Genomic DNA, 8,951 nt, shown 5'->3' with positions numbered 1-8,951 from the left:
AAAAAAAACATTCTTTCACCACCTAAGGAACCTAAGACACCTAAGGATTCACCTCAGCAGTTATGCGCCTATGGTGCTCCAACGAAACCCTTTAGTATGTCCAAGATTTTATATTACCTACCCGAGCTTACCTATTTCATTACCGCTTGGCTACTATTGGACTTATTAGGCAGCGGCCTCTTTCGTTTGCTGGTACGCCCGCGCGCCAAACAGAATTGGGAAGCTGCGCAATCGCCCGTTGATGCCCCAACCATTCAACAAAATCAACCCCCTCAACCCTGGCTCGACTACCTCACCCAAAGTAGCCAGACCCACCCAGAGCCCAGTGCCCGAGTACGCCTCCGCATGAAAGGCGTAGTGCGAAGCAGCCCCAAAGGCAAGTGGCACCCTGCTGAGATCAAGGCTTTTTTTACCCTACAACCCTTGACCATGGTTTGGTATGCCGACATCACCAGGGCCTTCATGGTATCCGTCAAAGCAACAGAGCAGTACGGCAAATCCCAGGGATTCAGCACCCGCTGGCTCTTGTCTACCTTTCCTTTTCGTTGGAAAAAGGAAGCGCTGCCCCAAATTTTGGCACAACGCAATGCGTTTTATACGCTCGCTGCTGCCGTTTGGCAACCATATTGGTGGTCGTATTATGACCTAACCTGGGAAAAATTTGAAGCAGACTCACTTGAGTTTACCTGTAAAGTGGAAGGCCATACCTTTTTTTTAAAGGCCAAAATCAATGATCAACAAGAATTGGAGGAGCTGAGTCTGTGGAGCGAAAATTGGCAGGAATGGCAGGCCGCACTCCGCTGGAGCGACTATCGGCTATTTCAGGAACAAAAAATGCCCTTTCAGGTGGAAGTTTTGCGGAAAGACAAAGTTGGCGAGGCATTTATTCAGGCCAATTTGCAAGTGACAGATGTGGTGCAAAAAGGGAAATATGCCTGGTGGTAGGCTATTTGAATAGGTCAGTTAAGATCACTTCAAAACCAGGCAAAACAGTACCTCCATTCAAAATTTGATCAAAAGGCACTTCAACTTCCAGCCCGTCTGCTTGATATACCGTGGTTTTTTGCAAAATGGGATCAATCAGCCAGGCGAGTTGGCAACCACATTCTATAAATTCGGCAATTTTTTCCTGGATTGACTCCAATCGATCATTAGGTGAGCGCAATTCCATAATAAAATCGGGTACAACCGGTGCAAATTTTCTTTTTTGAACAGTGCTTAAGGCGTTCCATTTCTCATGTGGCATCCAAGCCGCATCGGGGCCATAAGTGGCACCAGTAGGTAGTTTGAAGCCAGTGGAAGAGTCAAAGGTTTTTCCAAATTTATATTTTCTATTCCAGATACCTAACTCTATATTAAATTCGGAGTTCCAACCTCCTGTTTCAGTTCCTGTTGGTGACACAATGATGATTTCTCCGGCCGAGTTGCGTTCTATTTTTAATTCCCGATTGAGCTGGCAAAATTCAAAAAGCCATTTATCACTGATTACATTCTCCGGAAAGTTCAGTCTGAGTGTTCCTTCAAATTGACTTGTGTGCATTGTGAAACTTTTGAATAAAAATAGGCATTTCAACTTACTTAATCAAGCTAAGCGTTAGAGGCCAAAAAATAGCCCTTACAAATCGATGTGTTCAACTTTTGAAGTATTTTACCTCCGATCACCTCTCAAATCGACAAAATCATGCGGCGAATCCTGCTTTTGGTTTTTTTCCTATCCTGTTGTATGGGTACAGGGCTGTGGGCACAATCCCCCCAAATCCTCAAAACTGAAATCTTGATCGCAGGTGGAGGTGCTTCCGGTACTGCCGCAGCGCTACAAGCCGCCCGGATGGGCCGCAAAGTCATCCTGGTAGAAGAAACACCCTGGCTTGGCGGTATGCTCACAGCTTCAGGGGTAAGCGCCATTGATGGCAATCATAAAATGCCTTCTGGAATTTGGGGAGAATTCCGAACCAAATTGGAACAACATTACGGCGGCCCAAAAGCCCTGGCCACGGGCTGGGTGAGCGAAACCCAATACGAACCAGCCGTAGGCAATCAAATTTTTAAGCAATTGCTCGATCCATACCCCAAATTAAGCCGCATGCATGGCTATTTTCCAATCCAGGTACTGAAATCGGGGAATGCTGTACGCGGAGTGGTTTTTGAAAATGCAGTAGGAGAAAAGCTGGAGATTCGCGCCAAAATCACCATTGATGCCACCGAATTGGGTGATGTGCTAGCCATGGCAGGCTGTGAACACTACATTGGGCAAGACCCGCGCAGTTTGACCGGAGAAGACCTGGCCCCTCTGGAGCGCCAGGCCGACAACATTCAAGACCTCACCTACGTAGCCATTCTGAAGGATTACGGCGCTGGAAAGGCACCTTTGTTGCCCAAACCGGACTACGATCTGAGCGATTTTGAATGCACCTGCAAAGAGGTTTGCCCCGACCCCGCCAATGCCCGCCATGCATGTGCCGCCTTGATCACGTATGGCAAACTACCCAACAATAAATACATGATCAACTGGCCGCTCAAAGGCAATGATACCTACCTGAATTTGATTGGACTAAGCCCCTCGGAACGACAAAAAGCATTGCAAAAAGCCAAAACTAAAGCCTTGGCTTATGTCTGGTTTTTGCAAAATAAAGCAGGTTTCACCCACTTGGGTTTGTACAATGAGTTCGGCACGGTGGACAGCCTGCCTTTTATCCCTTACCACCGCGAAGCCCGGCGAGTCAAAGGGCTACAGTTTTTTACCATGAATGACCTATTGGATCCTTACGCTCCCGGGGGCAAGGCTTTTTACAAAATCGGCATCGCCGTGGGCAATTACCCCATCGATCACCACCACGAAGAAAACCTGGCGGTGAGCAACGAAAAGAACTACTACCAAATCCCGCCCTTCACGGTGCCTTATGCCTGCTTGATCCCGGAAAAGGTGGATGGACTGATCGTGGCTGAAAAAAGCATCAGTGTGTCACATATGGTCAATGGCTGTACCCGTTTACAGCCCGTCGTACTGGGCATCGGGCAAGCGGCTGGTGCAGCGGCAGCCATGGTGGTGAAAAAAGGCATTCAAGCGCGGCAGGTGCAGGTTCCCGCCTTGCAGGAAATATTGCTCGCTGCGGGTGCTTATGTGTTTCCACTAACCGATATTATGCCCCAAGACCCCGATTTTCGTGCCATCCAAAGGGCCTGTGTACGCGGCTGGATCAGGGCTGAGCCTAAAGCAGTCGATTGGGCAAATGAAATGTTTTTTTACCCGGATAAATTCATCACGCAGCAAGATTTACAACTAGTACTGGATCAGCTTCGTCCAGGTTTGATGGTGCTTGAAAAAGGTGTTTTGAGTGCAGCGATGGTAGCGAAATATCTAGATGAGTTGGGTTTTAAGGTAAAAAAATCAGGGTTGGAGAAGGCAGGGGTTACGAGAAGGCAGCTGGCGGTTTGGCTGGATCGGGAATTGGAGATACCGTAATCCCGCTCAGTAGATCATAAAAACTTTTCTGAACAATGTTCTTTCTAGCTAAGTTGAATGTAAAAGCAACGAAACATGAAAAAGAACTGTTTGATCGCATTAGTATGGTTAATCGGGCTCAGCACACTCAAGGCCCAATGGACGCCAGATATCGCCACCTTGAATTATAAAACAGGTCTGAACGAGGACAGCACTAGCACTCGTGCACTATATGCCATTCGCATCATTCCAAACGAAAATTACCACAACGAATTCCTGATTTTTGTACCTGAACGCCTGGATCGGCAGTACCTTCGCAAGGAATTCTTCAACCTCTCAACGCTACAGTCTGTCAAACCTCACATTGAGCGGGTCAACAGCAATGTGTATCGGATTTCCAAATTGCACTTACCTGTTGGGGAGTATTTCATACATTTCAGGTACAAGGGCGATGTTGCGGTGCATCGCTTCCGGATAGTGATGTAGGTTTTATCTTGGATTTGTTGCGACTCAAAATTTAAACCCCTACAGCAGGTAGTGTTTCAAGCATCTAACTTATCGCATTCCAAACAATCCCGAGATTCTTACAATTAGTTGAACCAATGTATTTGTCATGCGTTTTAATAGTATTGCTTCTTTTTTTGATAGCATTACAATCTTCTGTAATTATATTTACTTTAACAAAAAAAATACAACACATGACAAAGCTAAGAAACACCCTGCTGATTTTGGCAGCCATATTCATGACCAGCTGCGCAACAGTCATGCCGGATCAGGTTGGAGTAAAACGCACTTTTGGCCGCATCCAAGACAATGTTAGACCTCCAGGTTTGGTTTCGTTTAATCCATTTACAACCATGCTGGTCAGGGTGCCGATTCGGACGATGAACCTAGCCATCACCGAAAATTTACCGTCAAAAGAAGGCTTGACCATTCGCTCGGAAAGTTCAATTCTCTACCGGATTCAACCGAGTTCAGTACCTCAAATCCTCAAGGAAACGGGGATGGCTTTTGAGGAAATGTTGATCCTTCCCGTGTTTCGCTCAGCTGCTTCAGATGTATGTTCGGAATATGACGCAAAGAACATGCACAGTTCAAAACGCGCTGAGATCGAAGAAGCAATCAAACAACGCTTGATCGAGGTATGTGGCCCAAAAGGATTTATCATTGAGTCCGTGTTATTGAAAAGCATCACATTGCCTGCTGGCCTTTCAAAATCCATCGAAGCCAAACTTGAAGCCGAACAGGATGCATTGCGCATGCAATTTGTACTCGACCGCCAAAAGCAAGAAGCACAGCGCCAAATTATCGATGCCGAAGGCGCTAAAGAAATCGCCAGAATTCAAGCAGAAGGTAAGAAAAACGCGGCAATCATTGAATCCGAAGCAAAAGCAAAAAGCAACGAGATCGAGGCGGAAGGCATCAAAAAAGCCAACGAACTGATCAGTTTGAGTCTCACTCCCAACGTACTAAAATTCAAGCAAATAGAAGCTTTTCAAAAATTATCCGCGTCTCCCAATACCAAAACAATCGTCACTGATGGCAAAACGCCGATTGTGAACATGCTGGGAAATGAAGGAAACTAGTGCACTAACGCTAAAGAACACAACCCAAACAAGCACTTAATATACGGTGAAGTAAAATGTCTAAAAGATTTTTTATTGTAACCTTGGGGTAGCAGTTAGGACCAAGTTCTGCCTCCTGCTGCTACACCCTTTTTTTCATTTTACTAATAGACTTGAGGCGAGTTGATCAAGAAATTGATACAATATATGATGATTTTGGCTTAAGGCTATTGAAATTTCTTCAACTATTGACACCCGTGATTTATAGGAATCAAGTTCAATGAGAACTTCCCCTACATCTTCAATGAGCTTATTTTTCATTTTATTTGTGGATTTGAAGGTAGAGTCTGGCGCTGTAGAGACGCACGGCCGTGCGTCTCTTATCTTTTCCTGTAGTGCAACTGTTCGTTTTTATCTCGAAATAACAAATCATAGGGTGAATGAACCTATTGTAAATTAGAACCACTTCCCCTACCTCGGCACCTCAATCTTCCCCAAAATATCCTTAATCACATCCTTCGTGCAAAGCCCTCCATTTCCCGTTCACCTACATGGGCGTCAGCGTACACAGTGAGGTGTGCACCAGCGATGGGCGTTTGGATGCCCTGGTGGAAACGGATACGCACATCTACATCCTTGAGTTCAAACTGGACGAAAGTGCTGAAGTGGCTTTGGCGCAAATTCGACGGAAGGAGTATTATCAGGCTTTTTAGAGTAAGGGCAAGGCGGTTGTGGGTATTGGGGTGAATTTTTCTAGTGCGACGAAGAATGTGGAGGAGTGGAAGGTGAAGGAGATGGGATGAGCACTCCAACTATTGGCACATTTGGCTGGAAATAAAATTTTATTCTCAGCCAAATGTTTAACTTTGTTGACGTTTTGGCTGAAAATAAAACCCTCAATATGGAAAACCTAGTTGGTAGAAAAACAGAAATTAGAATTTTAACCGATGCTTTAGCTACTCCTTATGCAGAATTGATAGCAGTTTATGGGCGGCGGCGCGTTGGCAAAACCCATTTGATAAGGACAGTATATGAAAAAAACATTGTTTTTGAATTTACTGGGGCAAATAGCGTTGATTTTGCTACTCAATTAGAAAATTTTAGTTTGACAGCACAAACGGCTTTTCGCCTTAACCTGGCTGTTCCCATGGCAATGCCACAAAATTGGTTACAAGCCTTCCGATTGTTGATTAACCTTCTTGAAGCGTATCCTCCTACTGGAAAGCAGGTCATTTTTTTAGACGAATTTCCGTGGCTCGACAATAAAAAGTCTGGCTTTTTAGCCGCATTTGACCATTTTTGGAATAATTGGGCTTCAAAACAGCGCAATTTAGTGGTAGTTATTTGCGGGTCCGCCGCTTCTTGGATGATACGAAATATTGTGCGAAACAAAGGCGGTCTACACAATCGCATTACACAGCGTATCCGTTTAGAGCCTTTTACACTTCACGAAACATCTTTGTTTTTAAAAAATAACCACATCAATCTAACGCCCTATGATATTTTACAGCTCTACATGGTAACAGGTGGTATACCACATTATTTGAAAAATATTCGTACAGGTGAAAGCACGACGCAAATAATTGACCGACTTTGTTTTACAAAAGATGGGATCTTACAAAATGAATTTAAAGACCTGTATCCTGCCCTTTTTGGCAAAGCCGATAAGCATATTGCAGTCATTCGATGTCTGGGTAATAAATTGAGTGGTTTAACCCGAAATGAAATTCTCGAAATCTGCCAATTCAAATCGGGTGGCACGGTCAGTAAAATTTTAGATGAATTGGAACAGTCCAATTTCATTACGGGGTATTCGCCATTTGGTAAAACTACTAAAGAAACTGTTTTCAAATTGACGGATGAATATTCTTTGTTTTTCCTAAAATTTATTGAAAACAGTAAAGCAACGGGTGCTGGCACTTGGCAATCCAAATCCACAGGGCAGTCTTGGATATCGTGGTGCGGCTTTGCTTTTGAAAATATTTGCCTGAAACACGTTCTGCAAATCAAAAAAGCATTGGGCATTTCCGGAATTTACACCGAACAATCGGTTTGGCGTTACAGCCCAAAAGCCGGTGAAACGGGGGTTCAAATTGATTTATTAATTGATAGGCAAGATAATTGTATCAATTTATGTGAATTAAAATTTTATAAAACAGAATTTACACTTGATAAAAATATGACTGATAATTTAGAAACCAAACGCCAGGTTTTTACTGAAAAAACGGGGACCAAGAAGACTATATTTATTACCTTAATTTCAACTTTTGGTGCAAAACAAAATGAATATTACCTACAAAGTATTCAAAATCAATTTAGCATGAAAATTTTATTCGAGCCTTTGTAAATTTCTACCCTTGCTGAACTCATTTAGAAGATGCGCTTGCCCAGAGGGAAACTTTACACCTGATCAACTTACTGCGGCAAAAAGGGATTTACAACCTCCGAGTTGGTGCCCCGCTTCTCTGTGTAATGGGTTTTTGGAGTGATGAGAAATTGTCCACCAAGCTGGTGGACAATTGGCGATTCTTTATAAAAAAGGTGAAACTTGCGCATGGCAAACAAGTTGGTGCGCGAAAAGCCATCGGTGTCCGGCAATTCCTTTTTCAAGTCTTTTGCCATACGTTCTACTATTTTGCTTCCCCAATTGCAAGCTCTATTAAAAACTTTTGTCGTGTGTAGGATTGCGCGGTTTTTAATTGTGCTTGCATAATGCGTGGGCTTATGTTGTCTTTTCTATTATCCAATCCAAGTATGTTTTATTGTCCACTAATTTTGTAAGGTCTGCATTATTTTCTTTCTCGTCTTGCTTGTGCCAGTCCAGTCGCAAAATGTTTTTAGCAATCATATTATCTTTTTTCCAGTCAGCCTTTGCGAGTTTTCCAAGTTCTGAACTGTCACGAAGCAGAATGAATGAGTTGAGTAAAAAGTCCTTTTTGTGTATTCGCTTTAATTCCTTTTCAATGTTATTCAGTGTCGGGTTAGTAGCTTTGTCTGCAATGGTAACTTTCTCTTTATATTGTTCTGTTGCAAAGTCCTTCGTTCCCATTTGCCCTTTCGGGTCAATGAAATTGATGTAAACTTTGTCTTTAGCTATAAGCCACATAATAAAGTCAGGATAAAAAACTTCTGAATCATCATTCAGATAAATTCCGATTGACTTTAGTGATTCTACATTTCGCATCAGATAAACATCAAAGTCTTTAAACTTTTCGGGCTTCTCCTTAATGAATGTAGCAAAGTCCTTTACAAATTTCTTTTCTCCATCATTAAGTTTGTCAGGCGTTAATTTAACATCGTCTTTTAAAACCAATTTGTTTTCCCGAAGTAACGGTTCATAAATATGATTGCCAAGTTTGTCAATGATTAAAGCATTTTCAATGTCTCGAATGGTTTTTGTGAAGTCTGCAATTTCTTGATTTAGTTCCTTCTCAGTTTTCTGCTTGGTAGTTGCTCCAACTTTCTTTGATAGCTTGAAAGACTTTACCAACGTGTATTTCTCAATAAAATCGCCCTTGATTTCTCCTTGACTTTGTTTTAAGTCTTCTTCGTATTGGTAAATACTACTGTTTAAATGCCAATTGATTTTATTGCGGACTTTCTTCACAAATTCTTCTCCGATTTTGATATTTACATTTTCAATAAAGTCAAAATCCAATGCAGGCATTTCGTCTTTGTATTTGATTTCATCAATGTATGCTAATACATCATCAATGTTGATTTCAGAAAGTGTTGCACCTGCTTTGTATAAATTAATGTTGGATTCGTCAGCCTGTTCAGTGATTGTCTTAGTAAATGGCTGATCATACTACTGGACATTTTTGAAAAATGCGAGGAAAAGCGCGAAATTAGAGTTTACCAAGACGCTAAGAACGTATGCTTCCCTCGCACCTACGCAAATTTAAAACATTGTACACTAGGTTTGGCCTAGGAGCAGTAAAAAA

Annotated in this window: 10 protein-coding genes; 6 read left to right on the top strand and 4 right to left on the bottom strand. The window is 42.7% G+C overall.

The features are described from left to right. Positions 1-96: 96 nt before the first annotated feature. Positions 97-945, top strand: coding sequence for a DUF6544 family protein (locus ACEW9O_RS12165; RefSeq protein WP_373550435.1), 849 nt, complete (start codon positions 97-99; stop codon positions 943-945). 1 nt (position 946) lies between these two features. Here the strand turns inward: ACEW9O_RS12165 and ACEW9O_RS12160 are convergent, their stop codons facing one another. Beyond that, positions 947-1,573: a Uma2 family endonuclease gene (locus ACEW9O_RS12160; protein WP_373550434.1), complete on the bottom strand. Its 627-nt coding sequence runs from the start codon at positions 1,571-1,573 to the stop codon at positions 947-949. A gap of 108 nt (positions 1,574-1,681) precedes the next feature. Between ACEW9O_RS12160 and ACEW9O_RS12155 the strand changes: the two genes are divergently transcribed. The 3 genes from ACEW9O_RS12155 to ACEW9O_RS12145 all read left to right on the top strand — a co-directional run bounded on the left by ACEW9O_RS12155 (position 1,682) and on the right by ACEW9O_RS12145 (position 5,028). Continuing rightward, positions 1,682-3,463, top strand: coding sequence for an FAD-dependent oxidoreductase (locus tag ACEW9O_RS12155; RefSeq protein WP_373550433.1), 1,782 nt, complete (start codon positions 1,682-1,684; stop codon positions 3,461-3,463). Between the two features lie 75 nt (positions 3,464-3,538). Further along, positions 3,539-3,928, top strand: coding sequence for a hypothetical protein (locus ACEW9O_RS12150; protein WP_373550432.1), 390 nt, complete (start codon positions 3,539-3,541; stop codon positions 3,926-3,928). A gap of 212 nt (positions 3,929-4,140) precedes the next feature. Further along, a complete protein-coding gene (locus tag ACEW9O_RS12145; protein WP_373550431.1) occupies positions 4,141-5,028 on the top strand; it encodes an SPFH domain-containing protein in 888 nt (295 codons plus the stop codon). A gap of 135 nt (positions 5,029-5,163) precedes the next feature. On the opposite strand, the gene ACEW9O_RS12140 is transcribed toward ACEW9O_RS12145, so the two are convergent. Further along, positions 5,164-5,328, bottom strand: a complete 165-nt coding sequence (locus ACEW9O_RS12140) for a hypothetical protein (RefSeq protein ID WP_373550430.1) — start codon at positions 5,326-5,328, stop codon at positions 5,164-5,166. 230 nt (positions 5,329-5,558) lie between these two features. Here ACEW9O_RS12140 and ACEW9O_RS12135 point away from each other — a divergent pair, with 230 nt between their 5' ends. Next, positions 5,559-5,720: a PD-(D/E)XK nuclease domain-containing protein gene (locus ACEW9O_RS12135; RefSeq protein WP_373550429.1), complete on the top strand. Its 162-nt coding sequence runs from the start codon at positions 5,559-5,561 to the stop codon at positions 5,718-5,720. Between the two features lie 188 nt (positions 5,721-5,908). Next, on the top strand, positions 5,909-7,354 hold the full coding sequence (locus tag ACEW9O_RS12130) for an ATP-binding protein (RefSeq protein WP_373550428.1): 1,446 nt from the start codon (positions 5,909-5,911) through the stop codon (positions 7,352-7,354). 68 nt (positions 7,355-7,422) lie between these two features. Here the strand turns inward: ACEW9O_RS12130 and ACEW9O_RS12125 are convergent, their stop codons facing one another. Next, the gene (locus ACEW9O_RS12125) at positions 7,423-7,692 is read right to left on the bottom strand and encodes a DUF1016 N-terminal domain-containing protein (RefSeq protein ID WP_373550436.1); all 270 of its coding nucleotides are present in this window, start codon (positions 7,690-7,692) and stop codon (positions 7,423-7,425) included. A 37-nt stretch (positions 7,693-7,729) separates the two neighbouring features. After that, positions 7,730-8,674 (bottom strand): hypothetical protein, encoded by a 945-nt coding sequence (locus ACEW9O_RS12120; RefSeq protein WP_373550427.1) that lies wholly within the window; start codon positions 8,672-8,674, stop codon positions 7,730-7,732. Positions 8,675-8,951 lie beyond the last annotated feature (277 nt).

The organism is Haliscomenobacter sp., from assembly GCF_041740695.1.
GTDB lineage: Bacteria > Bacteroidota > Bacteroidia > Chitinophagales > Saprospiraceae > Haliscomenobacter.
This window is presented reverse-complemented; position numbering and strand designations above follow the sequence as displayed.

What these genes read in the sequence shown, in the direction of transcription:
- ACEW9O_RS12165 (WP_373550435.1), top strand. Translation starts at nt 97, where the DNA reads ATGTCCAAGATTTTATATTACCTACCCGAGCTTACCTATTTCATTACC.
- ACEW9O_RS12155 (WP_373550433.1), top strand. Translation starts at nt 1,682, where the DNA reads ATGCGGCGAATCCTGCTTTTGGTTTTTTTCCTATCCTGTTGTATGGGT.
- ACEW9O_RS12150 (WP_373550432.1), top strand. Translation starts at nt 3,539, where the DNA reads ATGAAAAAGAACTGTTTGATCGCATTAGTATGGTTAATCGGGCTCAGC.
- ACEW9O_RS12145 (WP_373550431.1), top strand. Translation starts at nt 4,141, where the DNA reads ATGACAAAGCTAAGAAACACCCTGCTGATTTTGGCAGCCATATTCATG.
- ACEW9O_RS12140 (WP_373550430.1), bottom strand. Translation starts at nt 5,328, where the DNA reads ATGAAAAATAAGCTCATTGAAGATGTAGGGGAAGTTCTCATTGAACTT.
- ACEW9O_RS12135 (WP_373550429.1), top strand. Translation starts at nt 5,559, where the DNA reads ATGGGCGTCAGCGTACACAGTGAGGTGTGCACCAGCGATGGGCGTTTG.
- ACEW9O_RS12130 (WP_373550428.1), top strand. Translation starts at nt 5,909, where the DNA reads ATGGAAAACCTAGTTGGTAGAAAAACAGAAATTAGAATTTTAACCGAT.
- ACEW9O_RS12120 (WP_373550427.1), bottom strand. Translation starts at nt 8,674, where the DNA reads ATGCCTGCATTGGATTTTGACTTTATTGAAAATGTAAATATCAAAATC.